At 70.1% G+C, this 25,058-nt stretch carries 25 protein-coding genes and 1 pseudogene; 15 read left to right on the forward strand and 11 right to left on the reverse strand.

Going from position 1 to position 25,058, the window contains the following annotated elements; genetic code table 11:
• Positions 1 to 526 (reverse strand): cellulose-binding domain-containing protein (locus C1A38_RS17870; protein WP_233196883.1); only part of this gene is annotated, 526 nt, incomplete at its 3' end.
• 281 nt (positions 527 to 807) lie between these two features.
• On the opposite strand from C1A38_RS17870, the gene C1A38_RS17875 reads away from it, so the two are divergent.
• Positions 808 to 2,523 carry a cellulose binding domain-containing protein gene (locus C1A38_RS17875; RefSeq protein ID WP_102658925.1) on the forward strand — a complete coding sequence of 572 codons (1,716 nt, stop codon included), beginning with the start codon at positions 808 to 810 and terminating at the stop codon, positions 2,521 to 2,523.
• 86 nt (positions 2,524 to 2,609) lie between these two features.
• Here the strand turns inward: C1A38_RS17875 and C1A38_RS17880 are convergent, their stop codons facing one another.
• Positions 2,610 to 4,760, reverse strand: coding sequence for an APC family permease (locus C1A38_RS17880; RefSeq protein ID WP_199180238.1), 2,151 nt, complete (start codon positions 4,758 to 4,760; stop codon positions 2,610 to 2,612).
• Positions 4,761 to 4,827: 67 nt separating this feature from the next.
• Between C1A38_RS17880 and C1A38_RS17885 the strand changes: the two genes are divergently transcribed.
• The 4 genes and pseudogenes from C1A38_RS17885 to C1A38_RS17900 all read left to right on the forward strand — a co-directional run.
• Positions 4,828 to 5,196, forward strand: coding sequence for a cupin domain-containing protein (locus C1A38_RS17885; RefSeq protein ID WP_233196884.1), 369 nt, complete (start codon positions 4,828 to 4,830; stop codon positions 5,194 to 5,196).
• On the forward strand, positions 5,180 to 5,785 hold the full coding sequence (locus tag C1A38_RS17890) for a DUF6624 domain-containing protein (protein ID WP_199180239.1): 606 nt from the start codon (positions 5,180 to 5,182) through the stop codon (positions 5,783 to 5,785). Before C1A38_RS17885 ends, C1A38_RS17890 begins: the two co-directional genes overlap by 17 nt.
• 26 nt (positions 5,786 to 5,811) lie before the next feature.
• Positions 5,812 to 6,153 carry a hypothetical protein gene (locus tag C1A38_RS17895; RefSeq protein ID WP_146017573.1) on the forward strand — a complete coding sequence of 114 codons (342 nt, stop codon included), beginning with the start codon at positions 5,812 to 5,814 and terminating at the stop codon, positions 6,151 to 6,153.
• Between the two features lie 142 nt (positions 6,154 to 6,295).
• A pseudogene (locus tag C1A38_RS17900) lies at positions 6,296 to 6,766 on the forward strand (AAC(3) family N-acetyltransferase); the annotation flags it as partial.
• A gap of 186 nt (positions 6,767 to 6,952) precedes the next feature.
• Here C1A38_RS17900 and C1A38_RS17905 read toward each other — a convergent pair.
• Positions 6,953 to 7,699 (reverse strand): XRE family transcriptional regulator, encoded by a 747-nt coding sequence (locus C1A38_RS17905; protein ID WP_233196885.1) that lies wholly within the window; start codon positions 7,697 to 7,699, stop codon positions 6,953 to 6,955.
• A 304-nt stretch (positions 7,700 to 8,003) separates the two neighbouring features.
• On the opposite strand from C1A38_RS17905, the gene C1A38_RS17910 reads away from it, so the two are divergent.
• Together C1A38_RS17910 and C1A38_RS17915 are read left to right on the forward strand one after the other, a co-directional pair.
• Complete coding sequence (locus C1A38_RS17910; protein ID WP_102658929.1) at positions 8,004 to 9,143, forward strand: helix-turn-helix domain-containing protein; 1,140 nt, start codon at positions 8,004 to 8,006, stop codon at positions 9,141 to 9,143.
• Between the two features lie 87 nt (positions 9,144 to 9,230).
• Complete coding sequence (locus tag C1A38_RS17915; RefSeq protein WP_102658930.1) at positions 9,231 to 10,118, forward strand: class I SAM-dependent methyltransferase; 888 nt, start codon at positions 9,231 to 9,233, stop codon at positions 10,116 to 10,118.
• 98 nt (positions 10,119 to 10,216) lie between these two features.
• On the opposite strand, the gene C1A38_RS17920 is transcribed toward C1A38_RS17915, so the two are convergent.
• Positions 10,217 to 10,636, reverse strand: coding sequence for an SRPBCC family protein (locus tag C1A38_RS17920; RefSeq protein WP_102658975.1), 420 nt, complete (start codon positions 10,634 to 10,636; stop codon positions 10,217 to 10,219).
• Between the two features lie 252 nt (positions 10,637 to 10,888).
• Between C1A38_RS17920 and C1A38_RS17925 the strand changes: the two genes are divergently transcribed.
• The 5 genes from C1A38_RS17925 to C1A38_RS17950 all read left to right on the forward strand — a co-directional run bounded on the left by C1A38_RS17925 (position 10,889) and on the right by C1A38_RS17950 (position 18,084).
• Positions 10,889 to 11,356 (forward strand): hypothetical protein, encoded by a 468-nt coding sequence (locus tag C1A38_RS17925; RefSeq protein ID WP_199180243.1) that lies wholly within the window; start codon positions 10,889 to 10,891, stop codon positions 11,354 to 11,356.
• A complete protein-coding gene (locus tag C1A38_RS17930) occupies positions 11,356 to 12,753 on the forward strand; it encodes a hypothetical protein (RefSeq protein ID WP_102658932.1) in 1,398 nt (465 codons plus the stop codon). Before C1A38_RS17925 ends, C1A38_RS17930 begins: the two co-directional genes overlap by 1 nt.
• Complete coding sequence (locus tag C1A38_RS17935) at positions 12,750 to 14,114, forward strand: VWA domain-containing protein (protein WP_102658933.1); 1,365 nt, start codon at positions 12,750 to 12,752, stop codon at positions 14,112 to 14,114. Before C1A38_RS17930 ends, C1A38_RS17935 begins: the two co-directional genes overlap by 4 nt.
• A gap of 14 nt (positions 14,115 to 14,128) precedes the next feature.
• Positions 14,129 to 15,241 carry an ATP-binding protein gene (locus C1A38_RS17940; protein ID WP_102658934.1) on the forward strand — a complete coding sequence of 371 codons (1,113 nt, stop codon included), beginning with the start codon at positions 14,129 to 14,131 and terminating at the stop codon, positions 15,239 to 15,241.
• Positions 15,242 to 15,318: 77 nt separating this feature from the next.
• Positions 15,319 to 18,084 (forward strand): DUF5682 family protein, encoded by a 2,766-nt coding sequence (locus C1A38_RS17950; protein WP_102658976.1) that lies wholly within the window; start codon positions 15,319 to 15,321, stop codon positions 18,082 to 18,084.
• Between the two features lie 182 nt (positions 18,085 to 18,266).
• Here C1A38_RS17950 and C1A38_RS17955 read toward each other — a convergent pair whose 3' ends face one another.
• From C1A38_RS17955 to C1A38_RS17970, 4 genes are all read right to left on the reverse strand, one after another.
• Positions 18,267 to 19,478, reverse strand: coding sequence for a PP2C family protein-serine/threonine phosphatase (locus tag C1A38_RS17955; RefSeq protein ID WP_102658935.1), 1,212 nt, complete (start codon positions 19,476 to 19,478; stop codon positions 18,267 to 18,269).
• Between the two features lie 101 nt (positions 19,479 to 19,579).
• Positions 19,580 to 20,008 (reverse strand): ATP-binding protein, encoded by a 429-nt coding sequence (locus C1A38_RS17960; RefSeq protein ID WP_102658936.1) that lies wholly within the window; start codon positions 20,006 to 20,008, stop codon positions 19,580 to 19,582.
• Between the two features lie 135 nt (positions 20,009 to 20,143).
• Positions 20,144 to 21,136 carry a DUF1700 domain-containing protein gene (locus C1A38_RS17965; protein WP_199180240.1) on the reverse strand — a complete coding sequence of 331 codons (993 nt, stop codon included), beginning with the start codon at positions 21,134 to 21,136 and terminating at the stop codon, positions 20,144 to 20,146.
• Positions 21,133 to 21,471, reverse strand: coding sequence for a PadR family transcriptional regulator (locus C1A38_RS17970; RefSeq protein ID WP_102658937.1), 339 nt, complete (start codon positions 21,469 to 21,471; stop codon positions 21,133 to 21,135). The genes C1A38_RS17965 and C1A38_RS17970 overlap by 4 nt, the downstream gene beginning before the upstream one ends.
• 131 nt (positions 21,472 to 21,602) lie before the next feature.
• Here C1A38_RS17970 and C1A38_RS17975 point away from each other — a divergent pair, with 131 nt between their 5' ends.
• The 3 genes from C1A38_RS17975 to C1A38_RS17985 are packed head-to-tail and all read left to right on the forward strand — an operon-like array spanning position 21,603 to position 22,767.
• Positions 21,603 to 21,950, forward strand: coding sequence for an ArsR/SmtB family transcription factor (locus tag C1A38_RS17975; RefSeq protein ID WP_102658938.1), 348 nt, complete (start codon positions 21,603 to 21,605; stop codon positions 21,948 to 21,950).
• Positions 21,947 to 22,381 carry an SRPBCC family protein gene (locus tag C1A38_RS17980; RefSeq protein ID WP_102658939.1) on the forward strand — a complete coding sequence of 145 codons (435 nt, stop codon included), beginning with the start codon at positions 21,947 to 21,949 and terminating at the stop codon, positions 22,379 to 22,381. The genes C1A38_RS17975 and C1A38_RS17980 overlap by 4 nt, the downstream gene beginning before the upstream one ends.
• Before the next feature lie 29 nt (positions 22,382 to 22,410).
• Positions 22,411 to 22,767: a nuclear transport factor 2 family protein gene (locus C1A38_RS17985; protein WP_102658940.1), complete on the forward strand. Its 357-nt coding sequence runs from the start codon at positions 22,411 to 22,413 to the stop codon at positions 22,765 to 22,767.
• 31 nt (positions 22,768 to 22,798) lie between these two features.
• On the opposite strand, the gene C1A38_RS17990 is transcribed toward C1A38_RS17985, so the two are convergent.
• The 3 genes from C1A38_RS17990 to C1A38_RS32220 form a co-directional block, all read right to left on the reverse strand.
• Entirely contained in the window at positions 22,799 to 23,935 is a 1,137-nt protein-coding gene (locus tag C1A38_RS17990; protein ID WP_102658941.1) for a caspase family protein, read from the reverse strand.
• Entirely contained in the window at positions 23,935 to 24,324 is a 390-nt protein-coding gene (locus C1A38_RS17995; RefSeq protein WP_102658942.1) for a hypothetical protein, read from the reverse strand. The genes C1A38_RS17990 and C1A38_RS17995 overlap by 1 nt, the downstream gene beginning before the upstream one ends.
• A gap of 160 nt (positions 24,325 to 24,484) precedes the next feature.
• A complete protein-coding gene (locus C1A38_RS32220) occupies positions 24,485 to 25,051 on the reverse strand; it encodes a GMC oxidoreductase (protein WP_353505520.1) in 567 nt (188 codons plus the stop codon).
• Positions 25,052 to 25,058: the final 7 nt, after the last annotated feature.

Genomic DNA, 25,058 nt, shown 5'->3' on the forward strand with positions numbered 1-25,058 from the left:
TCGACGACCACCGGTACGACGACGGCAGGTTGCAGGTGCCCGTCGGCGGCGGAGTCGTCGGGGGCGGGGTGGTCGGCGGCGGAGTAGTGCCGGGTGGCGGGGTGGTGCCGGGTGGCGGAGTGGTGGGGGTGGTGCCGCCGGTGCAGGTCACCCCGTTGAGGGCGAAGCTGGTCGGCACCGGGTTGCTGCCGCTCCAGGACCCGTTGAAGCCGAACGAGGTGGTGCCGTTGGTGGAGATGGTGCCGTTGTAGCTGACATTGCGGGCGGTTACCGCCGCCCCGCTCTGGGTCAGCTCGGTGTTCCAGAACTGGGTGACCCGCTGCCCGGCACCGAAGGACCAGGTCAGGGTCCAACTGGTCACCGGGTCACCGAGGTTCGTGATGGTGATGTTGGCGCCGAAGCCGTCCTGCCACTGCGACGGCACCTCGTACTTCACCGAACAGCCGGCAGCCGCGGCACTGGCCGGCAGGGCCACGATGGCCGCCGAGGACGCCAGCAGCGCGACCCCGACCGATGCCAGGTACATATTGGTTCGTCTGGATCTTGGCATAGCGCAACCTCCCGGCTGACATGACCGCATCGCATTGTCGAAAGTCGATGCAGGTTAACGTTAACAGCTGCGTCCGGTACATTACGGGAGCGCTCCCATCTCATCAACCACGGTCGATGTCGATCACCTCTCCGACCCAAGTCCGAAACACGAGTTGTGGCCGGGATCGTCCACCCAGGAGCGCACCGGGACCAACGCAGCGCGGCGTCGGGACCGAGCCGGCAGGTGAACGTTCACTCACGAAGGGCACGGCAGCGATGAGACACGTCAAGGACAGATTCAGGGTCAACGCCGCTCGGGTGACGACCGGTGCCGTGCTCCTGGCATCGGCCGCCGTCGCCGTGGCGTTGCCGGCCGGCGCGGCAGCGGCCGGCTGCTCGGTCACCTACGCGGTGTCGTCACAGTGGCAGGGTGGCTTCGGCGCCAACGTGACGATCACCAACCTCGGTGACCCGGTCACCAGTTGGACGCTCAACTGGAACTACAGCGCCGGCCAGCGTGTCGCGGAGGCCTGGAACACCACGGTGAGTCAGAGCGGCGCGGCCGTCACCGCCCGCAACGTCAGCTACAACGGCACCATCCCGACCAACGGCTCGACGTCGTTCGGCTTCAACGGGACCTGGTCGGGCAGCAATCCCGACCCGACCAGCTTCACGCTCAACGGCGTGACCTGCACCGGCAGCACGACCCCCACCACACCACCGCCGCCCACCACCCCACCGCCGACCACGCCGCCGCCGACCGGCCCGGCGGACATCACGGTCAACAGCAACACCCGCTACCAGACGGTCGACGGATTCGGCGCGGCCACCCCGATCTGGGGCGGCACCTGGTCGACCTCCGACACCCAGACCCTGGTCGGCCTGGGTGCCAACCAGCTCGGCCTGTCGATCGTGCGTACCGGCATCTCGCCGGTCTCCGGCGAATGGTCGACCCAGGTCAACGCCCTGCGTACGGCGAAGTCCGCCGGGTCGAACGTGAAGATCCTCGCCTCGCCGTGGACCGCGCCGGCGGAGTGGAAGACGAACAACAGCCGGGTCAACGGCGGCAAGCTGCGCACCGACCGCTACGCCGACTACGCCAACCACCTCAACAGCTACGTGCAGTACATGCGTAACCAGGGCGTGACCATCGACGTCACCTCGGTGCAGAACGAGCCGGACTGGCACCCCGACTACGACTCGATGGACTGGAGCGGCACCGAGCTGCGCAACTTCGTCCGCGACCACGGCACCCGGGTGCAGAACACCAGACTGATGGTCGCCGAGGCGGTGAACCTGAACTACAACTACACCGACCCGACCCTCAACGACACCACCGCCCGCAACAACATCGGCTACATCGGCGGCCACCTGTACGGCACCGAGGCTTCCGGCCGGCTGCGCTCGTACCCCCTGGCCGATCAGCACAACAAGCCGGTGTGGATGACCGAGTGGAACCTGCACGCGGCCGACGGCAACGGCTCCAACATCTGGGGCAACCCCGCCAACCTGGCGGTCTGGAACGAGACGCTCGACGACATCATGCGTACGGTGCACCGGTCGATGGAGGCGAACTGGACCGCCTACATCTGGTGGTACGGCAAGCGGTACTACTCGTTCATCGGTGACGGCGAGGCCGCCTTCGGCACCACGGCAGGAGCACCCCTCAAGCGCGGGTACGCCTTCTCGCAGTACTCGAAGTACGTCCGCCCCGGCTACCAGCGGGTGGCCCTGACCAAGAGCACCAAGGCCAATCCGCTGGAAGTGACCGCCTACACCGGCGGCGGGAAGACCACCCTGGTGATCCTGAACCGCTCGACCAGCGCGGTCAACAACGCCATCATCCAGGTACCGCAGAACGTCACCCAGGCCGAGCACTACCTGACCTCGCAGAACGCCAACGCGGCAAGTCAGTCGGTCAGCGTGAACGGCGGCCAGGTGAGCGTCAACGTCGGCGCCCGCAGCATCTCCACAGTCGTCCTCACCCACTGATCAACTGATCGGAAGCGGTGGCAGCCCAGCTGTCCGATATCCCACACACCGGCCAGCCCAACTGCCACCGCTCACCGAGAGCCTGCTCAGCGGGTCAGGTGGGTGGGCAGGCTGGTCACGACGATGCCGGGGTGTCGGCGCAGGGCCCGCCGCAGTCGCTGTTCGGTGCGGTAGTGCAGCACCCGCTGCCACGGATGGTCGACCACCACGTCCGGTACGACGACGGTGATGGTCAGGTCGGGGTGGGTCAGGCGCAGTGCGCTGGCGTACCCGGCGAGCGGTTGGATGATCACGCGGTGCGGCGACAGGATGGTCTCCAGCGGGATGTGGTCGCCCCAGGTGTTCCACTGCTCACGGAACCGGTCGGCTTCGGTCCGTTCGGGGCTGACGTGCAGCGCCAGCGCCGGTTGGCCGAGCGAGCCGACGTAGGCGAGGGTGCGTAGCGCCGCCTGGTTGAGGCGGGCCACCGGCACGAGGAAGAGGTGCCGTACCTGCTGCGGGACGACGGCGGGTGGCGCGTCCTCGGCCGGTTCCACCCCGCTCGGATGGTCGGGGTGCAGACCGAGGGCCTGCTGGACGTGGTCGTAGTGGCGGCGTACCCGACGGAACAGGTAGATCAGCAACGGTACGGCGAGCACCACCGCCCACGCGCCCTCGACGAACTTCGTGACCGCGGCGGTCACCAGCACGACTGCCGACAGCACCGCACCGACGCCGTTGATGGCCGCGCGTCGTCGCCAGCCGGGGTCGCGGTGGTGCCGCCAGTGGTTGACCATGCCGCTCTGGGAGAGGGTGAAGGCGAGGAAGACACCGACCGCGTAGAGCGGGATCAGGGAGTGCGTGTCGCCGCCGAATGCCACCAGGATCGCCGCGGCGGCGACCGCCAGGGCGATCAGCCCGTTGCTCAGCGCCAGCCGGTCACCCAGGTGCAGGAAGCGGCGCGGCACGTACCCGTCGCGGGCCATGAAGTACAGCAGGCGCGGCAGGTCGTTGAAGGCGGTGTTCGCCGCGAGCAGCAGCACCAGCGCCGTCGCGGCCTGGATGATCGCGTACCAGGGGCCGGTGGGGAAGGTCAGCCGCGCCAACTGCGACAGCAGGGTCTGGTCGGCACGCGGCACCAGACCGTTGAGGTGGAACAGCAGGGTCAGCCCGACGAACAGCACGATCAGGATGCTGATCATCCAGGTCAGCACGGTGCGGGCGTTGCGCCACGCGGTGGGGCGGAACACCGGCACCGCGTTGGAGACCGCCTCGACGCCGGTCATCGAGGTCGCGCCGGAGGCGAAGGCACGCAACACGACCAGCAGACCGAGCCCTTCCACCGCAGGCGTCGGCGGCGGGGCCACGACGGTGAATCCGCCGGTCGCGGCCCGGACGAACCCGGCGGCGATCAGCCCGAGCACGGCGACGAGGAAGACGTACGTCGGCACGGCGAAGGCGTTGCCGGCGACCCGGATGCCACGCAGGTTGCCGATCAGCAGCACACCGATGACCGCCAGCGCGATCGGCACCCGGTACGCGGCGAGGGAAGGCAGCGCCGAGGTGATCGCGGCAACCCCGGCGGACACCGACACCGACACGGTCAGCACGTAGTCGAGGACCAGTCCCGCCGCGGCAGCCAGGCCGGCGCGCGACCCCAGGCTGTCGCTGGCCACCAGGTACGACCCGGCGCCGTGCGGATAGGCCCGGACGGTCTGCCGGTACGAGGTGCCGACGGCGACCATCAGCACCACCAGGGCCGCCGCGATCGGCAACGACAGCCCGAGGGCACCGCTGCCGGCCAGCACCAGCACGGCCAGCATCGCCTCCGGCCCGTACGCCACCGAGGAGAGCAGGTCGGAGGCGAGCACCGGCAACGCGATGACCTTCGACATCCGCTCGCGCAGGATCGACGCGCTGGTCAGCGGCCGACCGAGCAGCAACCGACGCAGACCACCGGCGACCCGCCCCTGGGCGGTGTCGGGCCGCTCCACGACCGGGGTGGCGGTGAGCTGACCCGGGGCGTCCGGCAGGAAGAGCATGGCGGCCCGGTGTGCTCCGCCGACCGCCGACGAGCGGATCTCCCCCGCCTGCGGATCCACTGGCAACGCCCGTACCGTGTCGGTGATCTGCCATCGCGCGCCGACCTGCCGCAACATACCGAGGTCGGCCGGGGACAGCGGCGGCAGCTCGGCGGACGGGCTGAAGGTCGGCGACCCCGCGTCCTCTTCCGGGTCGTGCCCCGACCTGCCCACCATCCCCCCGCCTCCCGTCGGTGGTGCCGGCGGCACCGCAGACCAGGCCGGCCATGTCAGGATGGTGGATGTGACGCATGTAGCTGTCGACATCGCGGAAAAACTGTCCCGCTTCTCGCAGTACTGGTCACCGAAAGTGGTGGCGCGGCTCAACGACTACGAGATCAAGGTCGTCAAGGTGCAGGGCGAGTTCGTCTGGCACAGCCACGAGGACACCGATGAACTGTTTCTCGTGGTGAGTGGGGAGTTGACCATCCAACTGCGCGACGGCGAGGTGGTCCTGGGCCCGGGGCAGCTGTTCGTCGTACCCCGTGGTGTCGAGCATTGCCCGGTCGCCGAGGGTGAGGTCCACGCGGTCCTCATCGAGCCGGCCGGGGTGGTGAACACCGGCGACGCCGGTGGCCCGCTGACCGCCACCTACGATGCCTCCCTGCTCTGACCGGCGCGAAACCCACGCCCCGGCCACCGACACCCCTCACCGTCCGGTACCGGCCGATGTCGCCGCCGAACTGGTCGAGCGGATGGACCGGGACCAGCAGGCACGCTCCGGGGTGCCGGGCCGGACCCTCGATGACGTCTTCTGGGCTTGGGCGTGCCAGGTCGACGTCGACAACACGGCGTGGCTCAAACAGGTCATCGACCGGTACGGCTGGCCTCGGAGCAGCGACGTCGGGACGGAGGCGGCCGACGCCGCCTGGCTGCTCGCCCAGCACGCCGACCACGACCCGGACTTCCAACGCCGCTGCCTGGCCCTGCTCGATGAGGCGGTCCGCGACGGCGAGGCCAGACCCCGCCACCTGGCCTACCTCACCGACCGGGTGCTGCGCGCCGAGGGCAGACCCCAGCGGTACGGCACCCAGTTCTGGTACGGCCCCGACAACGCCGGTCCGCTGCAACCCCAGCCGATCGAGGACCCGGAGCAGGTGGACGATCGCCGCCACAGCGTCGGACTGGACACCCTCGCCGAATACACCGAACGCCTGCGCCAGCGGGAGTCCGGACACCAGCCCGCGACGACCGAGTCCTGAGAGCGGCGAACGATACCCTTGCCGAGGTGAGTGACGTCCAGGTTGGAGTGCCCTCACGCGCCCGATCGTGGCTCGCGGCGGCGACGGCCACCGTCATCGCGGTGGCGGCGTGGGCAGGCTACTGGTGGCTTGCGGTGCCACGCCATGACATCTGCGCGGCGGTCCTACCCGCTTCGGCCGGTTGCCGGATCGCCGACCGGGTGCCCACGGCAACGCTCTGGACGGTGATCGTCGCGGCGCTCTGGTCGGCGACCGTCGTTCTGGCCTTCGCCCGCCCGCGCGGTAGCCGGTTGCCGTTCGTCGCCGGCACCACGGTGCTGATCATCGCGGCTTTGCTGGGCTATCGGAGCGTGCTGTACCAGTCCTGACGGATCCTGCCGGTCCATTGCCTGCTCAGGTAGGGTCTGCCGATGATCAGCACCGACCTGCCCGCCACCCGCGCCTCGCTCGTCGGCGACCTGGCATCGCTCGGCGGGCAACACCGACCCCGGCGGTTGGCAGAACCCGCCCGTGCCGGAGTCCTGGTGGCCGGTGATCCGGGAACACATGCCCGCATTCGATCCGGCGGTGACCCCCAGCCAGTTCATGGGCGTGATCGCGGAAACGGTCCGCACCTGGCCGGGGGCCTGGCGCAGCGACCATCCGCAGGTGTCGTTCGCGGCCCTCGGCCCCGCCGCCGAAGCCGTGGTGACCGGGCACCAACTCGACGACATGCTGGGCGACCACTCTCCCCTGGGTGCGGTGTACCGGCTCGACGGTGACGTCCTGCTACTCGGCGTCGGACACCGCAACAACACCTCGCTGCACCTGGCCGAATACCGGGTGCCGGACCCACCGCGCCAGCAGGAAAGCTCCGCCGTACGCACCGACACCGGCCAGAGCTGGGCACGCTGGGAGGACGTCGCCACCGACGAGGGCGACTTCGACCAGTTGGGTGCCGCCTTCGAGGCCACCGGCCGGGCGAGCATCGGGCAGGTGGGCGCGGCCGACTCCCGCCTGATGCGCCAACGCGAGCTTGTCGACTTCGCCGTCGACTGGCTGGTCACCCACCGACCCCGGCGCCGACGGGACTCCCTCGCCCGAGACTCGACGCCATTGGCCCGATTGCGGCAGTGCAGCTGGTCCCGGCCCGGCGTGTCGAACAGAAGCACTGCCACACAAACGTCATCAGTGCTTCTGTGGATCGGCGGGTCTGCCATCGGCCCAGAGCGACTCGAAGTGCTCTACGTACCGATCGAATACTCCGCCGTCCTGCGCACGCCGCAGGTGCAGCGTCACCGAGTCCTGCCCGAGCCCGGAACCGATATGGGTGGCAACGATGGCCTCGTCGTCGAAGACCCACACGGACATGGCGATATGACGATCTGACAGCCGGACCGGAAGCGGCGCGTCGACCTTGCCGATCTCCGCGCGCGTCATCGCGATGCGCGTCGCCAGGGTGAGCGGAGTCGCTTCCAGCCGGTCGCGCTCGGCGGTGACGGGACTGTCCGGGTCGCCGAGCATGAAGCGCAGATCGACCCCGGCGTTGGCCTTGGCGGCGAGAGTGGTGGCCGCGTCGGGCATTTCCAGCCATACGAAGTAGCTGGTGTACCCGCCAAACCAGATTCGCGATTGGGCGCGCTCGATCGCTTCGCGGAAGACCGCTCGGGGCAGGTCTGCCCGGCGCGGGTACATGCCGACCAGTTCCCGATCGGTCCCTATCTTCGCAGCGCGTCGGATGATCTCAGGCCACAGCACACCTACATCTTTGCCCAGCACCGCTGCCGCACGCACCCTTGAGCGGGGGTGCGGCACGCGCCCTCGACTGACCCACCTTTCCACGGTCTTCGCGTCCACTTCGCAGCGTTCGGCCAGGTCAGAAGCGGTGAGTCCGGCTGTCACCATCGCTTGCCTGAGGCCATCGTTGCGTGCCATGGCAGGGGACCTTTCGTAGACGTCCCCTTATGGTCACACGCCAGCGGTGCAACCGTCCGTGACGCTCCGGCAACCTTTCGCATATGTCGCGAACTGCCATGAGGGGTCATGGATGCAGCGAGTCCGGCCCCTCGACCCCCGATTACGAGATGAGGGAGATCGTGCTTCACAAGGTCGTGTCGGTTGTACTCGGCGGGCTGTTACCAGGTTTCCTGCTCGGGCTGCTCGCGTTCAAAGTGAAGTCGCGGTGGTGTCCACGTTGTGGGGAGTCCACTCACACGATGCCGCCCGCCGGGGGCAGTCGATGACCCACCGGCGCGACCACAACTCCGTACCGCTCGGGCGGCGGGTGGCCGAGTTGCGGGCTCACCGGGGCATGAGCCAGCAGGCCTTCGCCGATCGGCTCGGCAAGTCGAAAAGCTGGGTCGACAAGGTCGAACGCGGCGTACGTCGACTCGACCGGTACTCGGTGATCCGGGACATCGCCGAGGTGCTGCGTCTCGACCCGCAGATGCTGCTCGGCCCCCGCCAACCACCGACCCCCGCACCCGCCGAGAACGGGATCGACGCGGTCCGGGCCGCCCTGGCCCGCTACCACCACCGACCCCAGTCCACGGTCGCCGCGCAGCAGGCCGGCGGCCAGGTCGCGTACGCCTGGATGGCCTATCAGCACGCCCGCTACCCGCAACTGCTCGGCGTGCTGCCCGACCTGCTCGACGCGACCCACGGGACCCGGGGCCTGCTGGTTTCCGCGTACCGGCTGACCGCCAGCGTGCTGGTCAAGCTCGACCATGCCGACCTTGCCTGGCTCGCCGCCGACCGGGCCGTCGCCGCCGCCGCCGGTGACCTCATCTGCACCGCCAGCGCGACCATTGCTGTCGCCCAGGCCCTGCGCGCCCTGGGCCACCATCGGATCGCCCTCACCGCTGCCCTGGCGGCGGTGGACCCCGCGGACGACGACGCCGTACGCGGCAGCCTTTACGTCCAGGCCGGACTCGCCGCCGCCGGCTACGGGGATCGCCGCAACGCCCACGACCTGCTCGATCATGCCGCCGCTCTCGCCGACCGGCAGGTCAGCGACACCGACCCCCATCACACCGGCTTCGGACCGGCTGCCGTTCAGACGGCCCGGTCCCTGGCCGCACACCGCCTCGGCGACACCGCCGAGGCGATCCTGCGCCACGAACATGTCCTCCGCAGCGACGCCTGGTTGCGCCTGCCGCCCGAGCATCGCGCCGCCCACCTCATCGACGCTGCCCGCGCCTACCTCGACGCCAGTCGCCACAGCCGAGCCGGGCAGACGCTACTGGCGGCTGACCGCATCGCGCCTGCCGAGGTCCGCAACCGTCCGGTCGCCCGTACGCTGCTCGCCGAGATCATCCGGGGCGGACCGGCGGCGGCCGACGTCGCGCGACTGGCCACGGTCGTCGGCCTCACCCATTGAATTCAGCTATCCGCCTGGATCGGAATGCGCGACGGAACCATTACTCTCCGCGTAACTGGTGCTCATCTGCCGTGCTAGCTTGCGTCGATGAGTTCGTCACCTGAACGCGTCGTCGTCTCCGGCCACGTCGATCGCGTCGCTGACTACTACGACGACAACACGCGTCGGTTTCTTCTGGTGGCCGAGAGCCCTGGCAGTGACGCTATCCACCGAGGTGTGTGGACGCCGGATGTCGTGAACGCGGCGCAGGCAATGGACACGGTCAATCGCCTGATGATCGAGCGTTTGCGTGGGCACATTCCGTCGGGCACCGCACAGGTGCTTGACCTTGGCTGTGGCGTCGGCGGGACGATGGTGCGCCTGGCCCAGGAGGTGGACGGGTCCATTTCCGGGGTGACAATCAGCCGTGTGCAGGCCGAGATCGCCGCGAAACGGTTCGCCCGCGAAGGATTGACCGACCGCTGTCAGGTGATCTGCGCCGACTTCGCGGAGCTGCCGGCGGAGCCGCATTACGACGCCATGGTCGCTGTCGAGGCGGTCGTCCATTCGCCGTCGTTGGAGAAGCTGCTTCCGTCCCTGGTGGATCGTCTGTGCCCCGGCGGTCGCCTCATTCTGTGCGACGACTGGATGACCGACAAGGATCGCGGGCTGGCCGCTCGTGAGCGGTGTCTGGACCAGTTCCGCGCCGGGTGGCGGGTCGGAAGTCTGCATACTGTCGCCGAACTGGGTGCCATGGCCGAGCGCGCCGGCTTGCGCCTGGTCGAGGATCTGGACCTGACCGCATATCTGCATCTCGGTCGGCCACGCGACCGCCTCATCAAGGTGGCGGTGGGCGCCACCGCAGTCGTGCCACGGCTTCGTGACCGTCTTGTGGAGATGCCGTTCTGGGCCAACATGATCGGCGGATCGGCGTTGCAGACCGGATTGTCGCGGCGGTGGCTGGAGTACCGCCTGATCGTGTTGGAAAAGGCATAGGGCACTGGTCGCGCAGTGGGTGGAGGCGCGGCCTCACCGACCCTTCAGGACCGCCGGCGGGGGGCATTTGGTGACCGAGTGGCAAGGGTGTCGCCCGGTCAGCTTTCGCTGCCTGCCTTGAGTCCGGCGGCCTCCAGCGCCAGGAACCGCCGGGTCCTGGCGCCGATCAGCAGGTCGAGCAGTCGCGCCACTGGCCCGGTCTGGTCCACGCCGACGGTAATCGAAGTGGTGCCGTCCGGGTTGGCGGCCAGCCGGTGGAACCCGGAGGTACGCACACCAGGCGAACGAGTCTCCCAAGTGAACGAGTCGCCAACCTGTAGCGCACTGACCCGCCAGACCAGGGCCGGCATGCCGGGCTGCTTGACCCGAAATCGGTGCCCGAGCGCCAGTTCGTCGCCGTCGAGCGGCTGCACCTCCCGCATTGAACTGGTCCACTGCGGCCAAGTGGTCACCGCGGCCAGCACCGCCCAGGCTCGCGCCTGATCGGCCCGCACCGTGATCGTCTGCTCATACCGCATGAACGGATCGTACATATCTCACCAACTACCGCCGCCAACCTCATGATCGACCGGCAGGGGCGGGGGCGGGCGGTGGTGTCCCGAGGCTCGGACGGCGGCGCTGAAGTGTCGTAGCCATCCGTCATGATCCTCCCGTCATGGCGGCGCCGACATCGGTCGGTGCGGCTTCACCACGCGCGGACGGTGTCCGCGACGGGGGCCGGGAGGACACAGGTGACGGACGCTGACGGGACGGCCTGGCGGCGCAGTAGCGTGCTGGCGGTGGTGCCGCCCGCCCGGCCACGCAAGTTGGCGAAGGTGCCCTTCGTCGAGTTGGCCGACGGGCGACTACAGGGTGTGGTCTCCAGCGGTTCGGACATCGAACGGGTCTACGTCTCGTCCGTTGCCGCCGGCAGCCACGCCTACCACTGCAGCACCAACAACAACCGGCCCTGCGGCGGGCTGCGCGGCGCGCCCTGCAAGCACCTGGAGGCCCTGGCCGAGGAGGCCGTCCTCCAGTACGGCGTGGACCGGGTCGCCCGCTATCTGCGGGTCGACGCCGGTGAGGGGGTACGCGGCGGAGCCGACCTGCTGGCCCGGATGGACACCCGACACGAGCCGACCCCGGCCGCGGTGGTGTTCAGCCGGTTCCTGCGTCACCTGGCGTACCTCGAACTGCCGGACAGCACCACCGCGCTGCCCGAGCTGCACTGGTTCCCGGCCACCGGGGCGGTGCGCTGATGCTGAGCACACAACTGGCGCAGCTGCAGGAGAACGTGCCGGTGGGGCTGGCCGATGCCGAGGCGGTGGTCGCCGGGTTCGACGACGCCCTGGTCGGTGGGTTCGCGCGGGTCGGTGACGAGCCTGCTGCCGCGCTGGCCGCCCTGGCCGGCGCGGTCGCGGGCACCCCGCTGCACGATCGGGTGGCCGAGGCGGTGGCCAAGGTGACCGCCGGGTCGTTCAGCCAGGAGGATCTGGCCGCCCTGGCCGGTGCCCGGTCGGCCCTGCTGGGTGCGGCCCACGACGCGCTGATCGGCCAGTTCGACGCCGCCGTCGGGCGCGAGCGGACGCCGTGGTCGGCGTCGGTGGGCGTACCGGCCGAGGTTTCTGCGCCTCGTGGCGCGGCGCGGGCCTGGTTGCACGAGACGGCCGTGGCGGGGTGGCGTGGGGTCGACCACGACCTGCTGTCGGCGGTCGGGACGCCGGTCGAGGCGGCCCTGGCCGAGCCGGGGCTGCGCCGGTTGGCGGTGCTGCTCGACGGTCTCGCCGCCGAGCTGCGGGCCAGCCTTCCGGTGGCGATGATGGCGCAGGTGCCGGCGCGGCGCTGGGCTGATCTGTGGTCCCGGGCCGTGCTGCTGGCCCAGGACTGGTCGACTCCGGCCGACGACGTCGAGACGATCTCCGGTCGTCTGCTGCCGCTCGGCGTGGACCTCCACGAGCACGGCACCGCCATCGGGGTGCAGGTGCACGGTGTCCTCGAACCGGCCGACGGCCGAGGCGCCCGGCTGGTGCGTACGACGGTGGTGGCGGCGAAGGTCGAGACGATCACCGGGCCGGCGGTGTGGCGCCTGTTGCAGGCACATCCGGTCCTGCTGGCCGCGCTGGCGCAACGGCGGGCGGTGACCGTCACCGACCTGCCGATGCACGGCGGGGACCTGCGGTGGATAGACGGTCAGGCCCGCGTCGGTGAGCCGGCCGACCCGTTCGCCGCCGCCCGGTTGCTGCTCACCACGGCGGTCACGGCGGCCACCGCGCCGCTGGACCGCCACCCGACGGCGATCGCCGAACCGGTGCTGCTGGAGGGCTACACGGTGCGGCAGGACGACGACGGGCTCACCGTCGAGTGGGACGGTCAGCAACTGCCGGTCGCGGTCGACCGGTTGCCGGCGGCTGGTCCGCTCACGCCCGCGCTGGTGGCTGCCTCGTCGTGCTGCCTCGGGTTGCTGCGCTTCGACGGGGGTCGCTGGCTGGTGCAGCCGTTGGCGGTGCAGGCCACCGTCAAGCGCAAGCCCGTGGAGGCGCACAACGGTGACTGGGCCGAAGGGATCACCGACCCGAAGGTGGCGAAGGTCGAGGCGAAGGCGGGCGACGCGGTAACGGTGCTGCGCGAGCGGGCGGGACGGTTGCTGCGCCGATGACCGACTCCGACCTCTCCCCCGACGACATCAGCCCCGGCGACCTGGCCGCCGCCAACCGCCGCCAGGTGCTCTACTGGCGGCTGCTGGGCCGCATCTTCGACCCGGACGAGCAGCCCACGCTGGAATCGGCGAGCATGGCCGTGGTCGACGACCTGGGTCTGCCCGCCATGCTGCTGGACCCGACGGTATCGGTGGACACCGTGGTCCAGCGGTTCCCGCAGCTCGCCGACGAACTACGCGGCCTGCTCGCGGACACCGAAGCCGACCCCGCCGACGAGGCCGCCGGGCCGCACCGGCCGGGCGAGGCCGAGGTACGCCGGGCGGCGCTGGTGTCGAAGCTGCTGCTCAACGTCTTCGCCACCGGTGCGGGGCCGGTCAGCGCCGGCCAGTTGGCCCGGTGGCAGTCCGACGCAGGCTGGTTCGAGCAGGCCCTCGGTGGCGAACCCGGCGAACTGCGTCGGCAGGGCACCGGGCTGGGTCCGACCCTGGCAGGCATCGAGGGTGACCTGGTCAACCGGATGCATCTGCGGGAGGTGCTGGCGGATTCGACGTTGGCCCGGCAGCTCACCCCGAGCATGTCGCTGATCGAGCAGTTGCTGCGGGACAAGGCCAACCTGTCCGGGGTGGCGCTGGCCAACGCCAAGTCGCTGATCCGGCGCTTCGTCGACGAGGTCGCCCAGGTGCTGCGTACCCAGGTGGAGCAGACCACGGTCGGTGCGATCGACCGGTCCGTGCCGCCGAAGCGGGTGTTCCGCAACCTGGACCTGGACCGCACCATCTGGAAAAACCTGCCCAACTGGAGCCCGGAGGACGAACGGCTCTACGTCGACCGGCTCTACTACCGGCAGACGGCCCGCAAGACCACGCCGTCGCGGCTGATCGTGGTGGTGGACCAGTCCGGGTCGATGGTCGACTCGATGGTCAACTGCACCATCCTGGCGTCGATCTTCGCCGGACTGCCCAAGGTCGACGTGCACCTGATCGCCTACGACACCCGGGCGTTGGACCTGACCCCGTGGGTGCACGACCCGTTCGAGGTGCTGCTGCGGACCAACCTGGGTGGTGGCAACGACGGGCCGGTGGCGATGGCGATGGCCCGCCCGAAGATCGTCGAGCCGAAGAACACCGTGATGGTGTGGATCTCGGACTTCTACGAGTTCGACCGCTCCCAGCCGCTGTTCGACGGCATCGAGGCGGTGCACCGGTCGGGGGTCAGGTTCATCCCGGTCGGCTCGGTCAGCAGCTCCGGTCAGCAGAGCGTCAACCCGTGGTTCCGGCAACGCCTCAAGGACCTGGGCACCCCGGTCATCTCCGGCCACATCCGCAAACTCGTCTTCGAGCTCAAGAGCTTCCTCACCTAGGAGAGACACCCCTCATGTCCGAGATGTTGCGTGCCCCCGCCGAGGTCAAGTACGCCGACGAACTCGACTACCTGGAGTCGGTCGACACCGGCCCCAAGCCGTACTCGTGGCGGCTTAGCCCCCGCATGGTCCGGTTGTTCGTCCTGGGTTCGGAGCGCGCCGACGGCCTGGACCGGGAGATCCCGCAGAAGTGGTTCGGTGACCGCAGCTTCGTCGAGCGCAGCATCGTCACGCTGGCCTCGGATCGGGGTCTGCTGCTCATCGGCGACCCGGGCACCGGCAAGAGCTGGCTGGCCGAGCTGTTGTCCGCGGCGATCTGCCGCAACTCGACACTTGTCGTGCAGGGCACCGCCGGCACCACCGAGGACCACATCAAGTACTCGTGGAACGTCTCCATGGTCATCGCCAAGGGGCAGTCCCGCGAGTCGATGATCCCCTCGCCGATCATGACGGCGATGGAGCAGGGGGTGATCGGCCGCTTCGAGGAGTTGACCCGCTCCACGAGCGACGTGCAGGACGCGCTGATCTCCATCCTGTCGGAGAAGTACGTCTCCATTCCGGAACTCAACGACGACAACATCGTCTTCGCCAAGCCCGGGTTTTCCATCATCGCCACCGCGAACAGCCGGGACCGGGGGGTCAACGACCTGTCCTCGGCGTTGAAGCGGCGGTTCAACTTCGTCCGCATTCCGGTGGTCACCAACAAGCGCAGCGAGGCGGAGATCGTCCGGTTCCGTACCGAGGAGCTGCTGCGCCGCCACCACGTCGAGCTGGAGGTGCCGCCGACCCTGCTGGACATCCTGTTGCAGAGCTTCGCCGACCTGCGGGCCGCCGCCACCTCGGCCACCAGCGACGACGAGAAGTTGGAGTCGGCGCTGTCCACCGCCGAGCAGATCGGGGTGCTGGAGGACGCCATCCTGCACAGTCAGTTCTTCGGCGACCGTACCCTGCGGGCCGGCACGTTGGCCGGGTCGCTTGTGGGGTCGCTGGCCCGGCGCAGCCCGGAGGACCTGGCGATCCTCAACAAGTACCTGCACGCGGTGGTGGAGCCGCGGGCCAAGCAGGACGGCGGCGAGTGGAACGACTTCCTCGACGGTGGCCGCCAGACGATCGCCGCCCTGTCGTGACCGCCCCCACCACCGCCGACCCCGCCGTCTCCGCCGCGGCCCCTGCCGCTTCCACCGATGTCGGTGCGTTCGCCGCGTTGCGGGAGCAGCTCACCGACGCCGCCGCCGCGTTCGCCGGCGGCCCGGACGCCCTCGCCGACATCCTCACCGGGATCGTCGACGACGTCGACCGGGCGTTGGGCGAACGGTTGGAGATCTTCCCGGTGTGCCATCACTCGCCGGCCTCCGCGCTGGCGATGGTGCGTCGGCTGCGGCAGAAGCAGCCCCGGGTGATCTACCTGGAGCTCTGCGAGGATCTCCAGCCGGTCCTGACGGAGCTGCGCAACTGCCGGCTGCCGGTGGCGGTGCAGGCGTTCGCCTCGGAACTCGACGGTTTTCCCGCCGCGTGGGCGCCGTTGAGTGTGATCGCGCCGGTCACCGAGGCGTCGGCGGAATACCAGGCCATCGCGTACGCGCTGGAGACGCCGGGCGTGGAACTGGTGCTGGTGGACCGCTCCACCGACCACGTCTTCCAGTGGTCGCCGCGCGACGAGTCCCCGACGTCGGAGGAGTCCACTGTCGACGGGGCCGATGACCAGGCCGCGCTGCACGGTGACGCGGTCGGGGTGGAGATCGGCGACCTGCGGCCCCGGTTCGCCGAGTTGGAGGCGTACCTGCTGCACCACGGCAAGGTGCGGCACTGGTCGGAATGGTGGGACAGCTACGTCGAACGGCCCCTGGCGGCCGCCGACCACGACACCTACCGCCAGGTGATGGTGCTGATCGGCAGCCTGTTCCGGCGGCTGCGTCCGTCGTCGTCGGAGCGTACCGACCGCGACGAGGATCGCGAGCGTTACATGTGGACCAGGATCCGGCAGCACCTGGCCGCCACCGGCGCGGACCCGGCCGACTGTCTGTACGTCTGCGGGGCCTTCCACGCCGCCAGCCGGGTCGAACAGTTCGGCCTCGACTCCCCCGCCCCCGACTTCGACATCACCGCCCGCACCGCGACCCGGTGGCAGTACGGGCTGATCCCGTCCAGCCACTCGGCGATCGAGGCGCAGTTCGGTCTCGCGCCCGGGTCGGTGTCGATCGCCGCCGCCACCTGGAGCAAGGCGGTGAGCGTCTCGGGCGTGACGCCGTACCGGTTGGGGGGTCAGCGGGGCGCGACGGGCCGTAAGCGACGTGGCAAGCCGGAGGCGGTGCCGGTCGGGCCGGTCACCGACCGGCTCTCCGGTTTCCTCGCCGCGCCGCCGACACCGGACGGGTTGGACGAGGCGGAGCTGCGCAGGTGGTGCGTGGACATCGTCCGGCTGGCCCGCCGCAACGGGTACCTGGCCAGCACCGCCGACGCGATCGCGGTGTTCGAGACCTCGATCCTGCTGGCCGGGCTGCGCAACCGGGCCCGACCCACCCCGTACGACTTCACCGACGCGGCGGTGACCTGCATCGAGAAGGATGTCGTACCGGGTCGGCGGGACGTGCGGCGGCTCTGCGAGATCCTGCTCGGCGGGGACCGGATCGGCCAGGTCGGCTACGACGCCCTGCCGCCGTTGGCCCGTGACGTGCTGCACCGACTTGAGCCGCTCGGGCTGGACCTGGAGAAACGCACCGTGCAGCGGGCGCTGCTGGACCTGCAGGGCAGCCCGGAGCTGGCCGGCTGCTCGGATCTGCTGTGGATGCTGCGGCACCTGCTGCCGCCGGGCGCGGTACGCCCGATCATGGGTGAGCGTCGGCTGGGCCACCGGTCGATCCAGGAGAGCTGGGATCTGGCGCTGGGTCGCCACCAACGGGCGCTCATCGAACTCGGCTACGAGGGGGTGACCGTCGAGCAGGTGCTGGAGCAGCGCCTGCGGCGGGCGGCGCACGGCCCCGAGGCGACGGCCGTCAGCGCCCTGACGGCGGTCGAGGACGCCATCACACTGTTGAACAGCCCTCGGCTGGTCGAGGAGTTGGGTGCCCGGGCGGTCGAGTTGCTGGCCGGCGAACGTACCGTCGACGACGCCCCGGACGTGCTGCGCCGCATCCGCCGCCTGCTCGCCCACCACCAGGCCACCGCGCCGAAGCTGCCGGCCTGGTGCGAGGCGTTCGTGACCACCGGGTACGCCCACTACTGCACGTTGCTGCCGACCGCGTTCGTCGATCAGGAGACCGGCGTACGGCAGGTCGGGGCGATGCTCGGTTTCCTGTTCAGCCTGGAGAGCCTGGCGTTGTCGCTGGGCTGCGACCGGTCCCAGCTCGAACTCGCGGTGGGCCAGTCCCATCCCGAGGCGCCACCCAAGGTCGCCCTGCTCTGGGCCGCCCACCACCAGCTCGGCATGCTGCCGTTGACGCAGTTGCGGCAGCGGTGCCGGGAACTGCTGTCCAACCCGCTGGTGGTGCCGGCCTTCCCGCAGTACCTGTCCGGCTTCGTGCACGCGCTGGAACCGGTGCCCGGGCTCACGCCGTTCGTGGTGGAGACGATGTCCACCGCGTTCGCCCGGCTACCCGACCCGGTGCTGCTGCCCTGGCTGCCCAACCTGATCACCGCGCTGCGCGAGCACGGGCCGGAGTTGGTGCCGTTGCTGGTCCGGGAGGCCGGGCGGACCTTCCCGGGCACGCTGTCCACGCTGGATTCCTGGGTGCCGCCCTGGTCTGGCACCGCTCCCGCGGCCACACCGGTCGTCCGGCAGCGGCCCGTGGGGCAGGTGCACGGCTTGCTGTCCGACCACCGGGAGCCGGTGGACGCGGTCGCCGCGCTGCTCGGTGTCGAGGGTGGTTGGCAAAGCCCCGACGACGGCGCGCCGAATTCCGCCGCAGCCGCTCTCGTGCAGGCGCATCCACGATCCGCCGAGGCGATCGGGTTGGTGTTGCGCCTGCCGTGATCCCCGCGCCCTCTCCCGCCCCGAAGCCGCTGCCAGCCGTCGCTCCGGTAGCGGCCGGGCTGGCGGGCGCGATCTTGCACTCTTGGTCGCCCTTATGCGGCATTCGCCCCCTCATGTCCCGACCGAAAGTGCAAGATCGATCTTCTTGTCGGGCGGGGTGGGTGGCGGGCCTGTCCGCCCGCTCAGTCGGGGCGGCGGATGGCCAGCAGGGCGACGTCGTCGGTCGGGGGCTCGTCGACCGCTGCCGCCATGATGTGGTCGCACAGCGCCTCGGCGGGCCCCGACTCGATGGCGTCGGCGAGACGCGCGATGCCGGTGTCGATCAGTTCGCCGCGGCGTTCCACAAGTCCGTCGGTGTAGAAGACGAGCGTCGCGCCGGGCGGCAGGTCGACCACTGTGGTGTGGCGGCCGGCCGGGGGCGTGCCGACACCGAACGGTCGGTCCACGACGACGTCCACCAGTCGGGTGGGCTCGCCGGGCACGGCCAGCAGCGGTCGGAGGTGACCTGCGCAGGAGAGGTGCACCGTGGCGCGGTCGGGTGCGATGAGGGCGTAGAGGGCGGTGGTGAGGGTGCCCGCCTCGAAATGGTGGATCTTGCGGTCGAGGGCGGTCAGCACCTCGGCGGGATCGTCGCGGTCGAGGGCGTAGGCGCGTAGCGCACTGCGAATGCGCCCCATCACGACGGCGGAGGGCAGTCCGTGACCGGAGACGTCGCCGATGACCGCGCCGAGCCAGCCCGACGGCAGGTTGAACACGTCGTACCAGTCGCCGCCGATGCCGAGGTCGTGGCCGGGCACGTACCGGGCGGCCAGGTCCAGGCCGGAGATGTCGGGCAGCCGGCTGGGCAGCAGGCTGCGTTGCAGGGCCAGCGCCGCCTGTCGGTCGAGGATCTGCGCCCGGACCTGCCCGGCGGAGCTGGCGCGGTCGGCGACGAGCTGCAACAGCTGCACGTCCTCGGGACCGAAGCGCCGCAGGGTCAGGGAGCCGACGTGCAGCACGCCGACGAGGCTGCCGTTGGCGAGCATGGGCACGCCCAGCAGGGCGCGTACCCCCGCGTCGAGCAGGATCGGGTTGACCACGTCGTTAGGGGTGACGTCGTAGATCATCACGGGGGCGGTGGTGGCCGCGACACGGCCGGCGAAACCCTCGCCGACCCGGATGCGGAATCCGCGGCGTACCTCTTCTTCTAGGCCCTTGGCCGCGGTCGCGACGAGTTCGCCGGAGTGCCCGTCCAGCAGCAGGATGGTGGCGGTATCTACCTTGAGCAGGTCCCGGACCCGATCGAGCAGCTCATCGAACAGATCGACGATGTTCAGACCCGACAGAGCCCGGTCGGTGATCGCCTCGAATCGGCGCAACCGCTCCTCGTTCGTCATCAGCTCGCCTTCGGCCACGCAGGCAGCCTAGCCGCCGAGGGACCGTCGATGCCCCTCAGGAGCCGGGCGCGGGCTCGGCGTGGCAGAGCACCCTGGGGCCAGGTCCCACGGTTGTTCGGCTACCTCGGATCGTCGTCTCGCGCTGCGGCTTCCTCGGCGGGCGGGTCAGCCCGCCGCACCGCGAAACGCAGGCGGACGATGGTGCAGTCGGGCTCGGCGTACGCGGTCACCTCGTCGCAGAGGCGCGCCACGATGGCGAGCCCCCGTCCCCGCTCCGCATCCGGCGTCGGCATGGCGCGGGGCACCGTGCGCATCGGGCCGCTGTCGACGACCTCGCAGTAGACCGACGTGTCGTCGCACCAGATGCGGACCTGCCCGCCGCCGCTGGTGTGCTGCAGGGTGTTGGTGACCAGTTCGTTGACCGCGATCGCCAGAGCGTCGGTCGAGTCGGCCGTCAAGCCGAGACGATGTGCCTGCTCCCGTACGAAGGCCCGAACCAAGGGAAGATCGTCGACGACGCGGTAGGGCATCACGGTGGCGTTGCGCATGGTCTCGTTTCGAGCGCCTTGTCGGAAGCAGGAACCTACCGTACCGCGCGACCCCGCCAGGGTGTTCGGCCTGCCTCGGCACTGTCAACCGCGACCGGCCGGATCCCCCACCGCCGCAGCCGATCGGGTGATCGGTCAGCCGGGCGAGGTGGAGGTGAGTCGACCTCGGCCCGCCGGAGGTCGCGGCTCGCGGTGACGCCGCCGGGCCCGGGCGGTGACGAAACCGCTGGCTCCGATCATCAGGTACAGTCCGCCGAACAGCCAGAAGGCCGCGAACAGCAAGCCCCGGTCGACCATCGCGAAGACCATGACCAGCGCGCCGGCCAGCGCGGTCAGCGCGTAGCCGGCCCGCAGGCCGTACGCACACAGCGCGCCGATGACGAGCGGCCCGACGATCCACAGCAGCACACCCACCCACTCGACACCCACCGAGCCGGTAGCTGCCGAGAAGGCGAGCAGCAGCCCGGGCAGGAGCACCACCGCCGTGGCGGCCAGGCGCCAGGACCGTACGGCGACCCGGCCGGGGTTTCGCCGCATCGCCCACGGCACGACCGTCGCCGCCCAGAGCATGAGCACGAGGGGAACGTAGTAGAGGCCGATCTCGCCGCCGGCGCAGGCGAGCGCGGTGAGCATCCCGGCACCGGCGAGCCCTGCCCCACCGCGCAGTCGGGCGGGCAGCACCATGGGCGCAGCCGCGATCAGCGCGGGCAGCAGGGTGAGCAAGGCGAATCCGGGGCCGAACCGCTGCATGATGCTCTGCCCGTCGGGGCCGGCCTGGGTCAGGTCCGACGGCAGTGCGGCGGACGGCAGCAGGAAGCTCACGCAGACGGCGGTCAGTACGCCGAGCGCCACGGCGATCGACCGCAGGGTCCGCCCGGCACGGGCCGCGCGGTCCGTGGTGCCGTCGGCGAGGGTGAGTTCGTCGCGCGCCTGCCTCGCCACGTCCTGTGGGCTGCCGAGACCGGCCAGGGCCTGGTCGATGCTTCGTCCGCTGTCCAGGGCGTCGACGATGTGCGCGCGGACGTCCTCGATGATCTCGCGCACCGTGTCGGGTGGCGCGTCGGCCAGTTCCGCGCCGAGCGCCCGCAGGTAGCTCTCCGCCGCTTCGGGCAGCGCGCCGTTGCTCATGTTTCCTCCGCTATCAGTTCATCCACGTGCGGCTGGATGTCACGCCACACCGCCGCGAACACCCGCAACTGCGCCCGGCCCTGGGTGGTGATCGCGTAGTACCGCCGGGCATGCCCCTGTTCGGGGGTCAGCCAGTGGGTCTCGACGCTGCCCGCCTGTCGCATCCGGGCCAGCAGCGGGTACAGGCTGCCCTCGCTGGCGATCAGACCGCGGGCGGCGAGCCAGTCCGCCAACTCCAGGCCGTACATGTCGCGTTGCGAGAGCAGCGCGAGCACGCAGTACTCAAGGACGCCCTTACGGATGTTTGTGGTGATCCGCTCGCGCGTGTTGTCCATGACAACAAGATACCTTGCATAGCAAGACCTCTGGCGAGGGGGTGCCGGTCACGAGCAACCCGAGGATCACCGTTGGCCAGCTATGGCAAACGTACGTTTGCACAAACGTACGTTTGCATTAAGGTGGGCCCATGGCACCCTCGCCCGTCGCGTCCGGGTCAGAACTCGACTCGGCCTTCGCCGCCCTCGGTGACCCCGTCCGCCGCGCCCTGGTGACTCGCCTCGCGCGCGGCGACGCCACCGTGGGTGAACTCGCCCAACCCTTCGACCTGACCCCACAGGCGATCTCGCACCACGTCGGTGTCCTGCGCCGGTGTGGTCTGGTCGAGCAGCGGCGCGAGGGCACCCGACGCCCCTGCCGGCTCAGGGTCGACCAGCTGACCCGGCTCGGCACCTGGATCGACGAGCAGCGCCGCGCCTGGGACGACCGCCTCGACGCCCTTGAACAGCACCTCAGCCAGGACGGAGCGACCCGTTGACCGCCGGCGCCAAACGTCGTGGCGACGAACTCATCGCCAGACGTCGTCTCTCCGCCGAGCCGGAGCGGGTCTGGGCCGCCCTCACCTCACCGGCGAGCGTGGCGGCCTTCTGGGGCGGCTCGCACGCCACCGTGCCGCCCGATTCGGTGACCCTCGACCTACGCCCCGGCGGGGAGTTCACACTCGACACCCGTGCTCCGGACGGCACGACCCGCCGGCTCCGGTTCGTCTACGTGTGCGTCGCCGCACCACACGAACTCGTCTTCGACGAGCCAGTCACCGGCCTGCGCACCACCATCAGCCTCCGCCCTGCCGACGGCGGCACGGATCTCACCGTCCACCAACGTCGACTGCCACCCGAGTTGCAGACCACCCAGGCGGCCGACGGGCTCGCCGCGATCCTCGACGCCCTCGCCGCACACCTGGCGTGACGCGACGCCGCACCATCAGGGAGAAGACAATGAGCCAGCAGATCCAACGCCACCTCGTCGCGGAGTACTTCGAAGGCTTCCGGACGAGCGATCACCAGCGCATCCTCGCGACCCTCACCGACGACGTCCAGTGGGTCATACACGGCCACCGGATTACCCACGGCAAGGCGGAGTTCGACGCCGAGATCGAGAATCCGGCCTTCACCGGCAGTCCCGAGCTCGACATCGAACGCATCCACGAGGACGGCCCGGTCGTCATCACCACCGGTGAGGGCCACGGGACCAGCGTCGACCACGGGCCGTTCCGGTTCGCCTTCAACGACCTGTTCACGTTCCGCGACGGGCTCATCGCCCGCGTCGACTCCTACGTCGTCCCGCTGCCCTGACCTGCCGTCGGTCACGCCCCGCCGGTACGCCTCAGCAGTCGCTGCCGAAGATGCGGTGTTCCAGGGTGTCCGCGCTCACCGCGAGGTGATAGCAGTGCGCCGCCAGTTGTTGGCTCGACGCCCCGGCCAACAGAGTGAACGACTGCGCGACGACCTGCGGAACTCCCGTGTCCGCGCTGACCAGCGCGATACGGCCGTAGCCGGGCCGGGCCGACCCGGCGAGCAACTGCTCCGGGGTGGTCAGCATCGACAGCGGCCCGACTTCGGCCTCCATCCCGCAGAGCTGCACACCCTCGATGAACGGCTCGGCGCCCTCGACGACGAAGATTCGCACCAAGTGGCTGCGGTCCTCCGGCAGCGGGACGGTCAGCTCGTAGTGGGTGTCGTACTCCTCCCACTGAGCGCCCAGCTGCGCGGCGATCGTGGGGATCCGTCGCTTCAGCGGGCCGCTGCGCCCGCCGGTCACGGCGGCCGGCGACAGCCCGGTCGTCACGACCGGCGCCGGGATCGGGTCGTCGGTCATCAGCCAGCGCTCGATCAGGTCGTCCAGGCCGATGTCGTTCTTCCGCTCCGCGTCCAGGAACTGCACCGCGCGTTCGATGGTCACCGGACGACCCCATCCGGCGATCAGCGGATGTCCACCCAGCGCGGTACGCCAGGCCGGCGCATAGGCGCCGACGTAGCAGGCGCCGAGGACCACCAGTCGCAGCCCGGGTGAGACGGTGCCCGGGTCGATGCCGTCGGGCGAGATCCTCGCCCCGTCGCAGCACTCCAGGCTGCCGTCGTCACCGCCGTGGGAACTCCAGTAGATGCCGGCCGGGACGAGGTCCTCGACGCCGGCGCCCTTGCCCGCGACCGCCTCCCGCAGGTCGTCCCCGGTGGCCTGGGTGTCGACGACCACCGTGTATCCGGCGGCGCGCAGGGTCTCGATGTCGTCGTCGATCTGGGCGAGTTCCTCGGCCAGCATCGCCCGGTCCTGCCCGCTGCCGGTCTTGAAGCCGAACAGGAACAGGAAAGACTTCCCCTCGCCCGGACCGGTGCCCGTCGGGGTGTGCACCACCCGGGCCGCCGGGTCGTCGGTGCGGCCATCGTCGGTCCAGCGCTTCGGGCCACTGCGGACGTTCTCCCAGCCGGGCGGCAGGAACACCTCGTCGGCACGCTCGGCCATCAGAACTCGTCCCCGGCGGTCAGCTGGTGCTCCAGTTCGTCGGCCGTGGCAGCGATCACCTGCAACGGGATGGCGAACTCGTCCGGGTCGAGCGTGGCGAGCAGCGCGTTGTGGATGAGGGCGTAGTCCCCCTCGTCGTCGAGCGCGAGCGCACCGAGATCGAGGTCGTCGTTCTTGCGCAGCGCGACTCGCGGCTTCATGTCCTTCCCCCCGCAGACGTAACTGCGGAACTCGATCCACTCCCGCTCGTGCGCCTCGTAACGGCGCACGGTGATCTTCTGGGTCCGGTCCGACTCGTACGTCCAGATCAGCGAGAACCAGTCGTCCTCCAGATCTTCCAACGTGTACTTGGTGCGTGCGTGTTCGCGCAGTTCGTACCAGGTCGGCATGGTGTCCTGTCTCCTGTCCGCTGAGACCCGAATCAAGTTCGATGACACCTTAGCGGCATTAGTCCCTTATGGACACATCTGTGCTGCGGGACCACGTCACTGTCGACGACGCATCGCCAGGCCGCCGGTTCACTGCCGACGGACCCGGCTCGGAATATCCCTAGAAATAGGTGGTGCGGATCAGGTCGGCGGCCTTCTCCCCGATCATCATCGTCGCCGGGTCCGGGCCGACGCTGACGATCCGTGGCATGACCGAGGCATCGGCGACACGCAGCCCGTCCAGGCCGTGCACCCGCAGGTCCGGTGCGACCACCGCATCGGGCCCGGTGCCCATCGCGCAGGTGCCCACCGGGTGATGAGCGGGCCCCACGCCCCACCGCAGGTACTCGCGTCGCGCCGCAGGGTGACGAACGTCGGCGCCGGGCAGCACCTCATCGCCGCGCCATCCGGCGAACGGTTCGGCGGCGGCGATCGTGCGGGCCACCTCGATCCCGTCCACGAGCCGCCGGACGTCTGCCTCGTCTGCGAGGTAGTTCGGGTCGATCATCGGAGGGGCCGACGGATCATCGGAGACCAGGCGTACGGTGCCCCGCGCCTGCGGCACCGTCGAGACGGCGAAGGTGAAGCTGTTCGCCGGGGCGTGCAAGGTGGGCCGGTGCGACGGCACGTGCAGGAAGACCAACCGCATGTCGGGGCCGGGCATCCGCGGGTCGCTGCGCCACAGCATCGACGCC

The organism is Verrucosispora sp. ts21 (assembly GCF_002879555.1).
GTDB classification, from domain to species: Bacteria; Actinomycetota; Actinomycetes; order Mycobacteriales; family Micromonosporaceae; genus Micromonospora; species Micromonospora gifhornensis.

Bases quoted from the DNA above. Each gene is read 5' to 3' on its own strand.
- C1A38_RS17880 (WP_199180238.1), bottom strand. From the start codon at position 4,760: ATGGTGGGCAGGTCGGGGCACGACCCGGAAGAGGACGCGGGGTCGCCG.
- C1A38_RS17975 (WP_102658938.1), top strand. From the start codon at position 21,603: ATGGCACCCTCGCCCGTCGCGTCCGGGTCAGAACTCGACTCGGCCTTC.
- C1A38_RS17990 (WP_102658941.1), bottom strand. From the start codon at position 23,935: ATGGCCGAGCGTGCCGACGAGGTGTTCCTGCCGCCCGGCTGGGAGAAC.
- C1A38_RS17985 (WP_102658940.1), top strand. From the start codon at position 22,411: ATGAGCCAGCAGATCCAACGCCACCTCGTCGCGGAGTACTTCGAAGGC.
- C1A38_RS17875 (WP_102658925.1), top strand. From the start codon at position 808: ATGAGACACGTCAAGGACAGATTCAGGGTCAACGCCGCTCGGGTGACG.
- C1A38_RS17940 (WP_102658934.1), top strand. From the start codon at position 14,129: ATGTCCGAGATGTTGCGTGCCCCCGCCGAGGTCAAGTACGCCGACGAA.
- C1A38_RS17970 (WP_102658937.1), bottom strand. From the start codon at position 21,471: ATGGACAACACGCGCGAGCGGATCACCACAAACATCCGTAAGGGCGTC.
- C1A38_RS17920 (WP_102658975.1), bottom strand. From the start codon at position 10,636: ATGCGGTATGAGCAGACGATCACGGTGCGGGCCGATCAGGCGCGAGCC.
- C1A38_RS17915 (WP_102658930.1), top strand. From the start codon at position 9,231: ATGAGTTCGTCACCTGAACGCGTCGTCGTCTCCGGCCACGTCGATCGC.
- C1A38_RS17995 (WP_102658942.1), bottom strand. From the start codon at position 24,324: ATGCCGACCTGGTACGAACTGCGCGAACACGCACGCACCAAGTACACG.
- C1A38_RS17935 (WP_102658933.1), top strand. From the start codon at position 12,750: ATGACCGACTCCGACCTCTCCCCCGACGACATCAGCCCCGGCGACCTG.
- C1A38_RS17910 (WP_102658929.1), top strand. From the start codon at position 8,004: ATGACCCACCGGCGCGACCACAACTCCGTACCGCTCGGGCGGCGGGTG.
- C1A38_RS17965 (WP_199180240.1), bottom strand. From the start codon at position 21,136: ATGAGCAACGGCGCGCTGCCCGAAGCGGCGGAGAGCTACCTGCGGGCG.
- C1A38_RS17930 (WP_102658932.1), top strand. From the start codon at position 11,356: ATGCTGAGCACACAACTGGCGCAGCTGCAGGAGAACGTGCCGGTGGGG.
- C1A38_RS17905 (WP_233196885.1), bottom strand. From the start codon at position 7,699: ATGGCACGCAACGATGGCCTCAGGCAAGCGATGGTGACAGCCGGACTC.
- C1A38_RS17960 (WP_102658936.1), bottom strand. From the start codon at position 20,008: ATGCGCAACGCCACCGTGATGCCCTACCGCGTCGTCGACGATCTTCCC.
- C1A38_RS17890 (WP_199180239.1), top strand. From the start codon at position 5,180: ATGCCTCCCTGCTCTGACCGGCGCGAAACCCACGCCCCGGCCACCGAC.
- C1A38_RS32220 (WP_353505520.1), bottom strand. From the start codon at position 25,051: ATGCTGTGGCGCAGCGACCCGCGGATGCCCGGCCCCGACATGCGGTTG.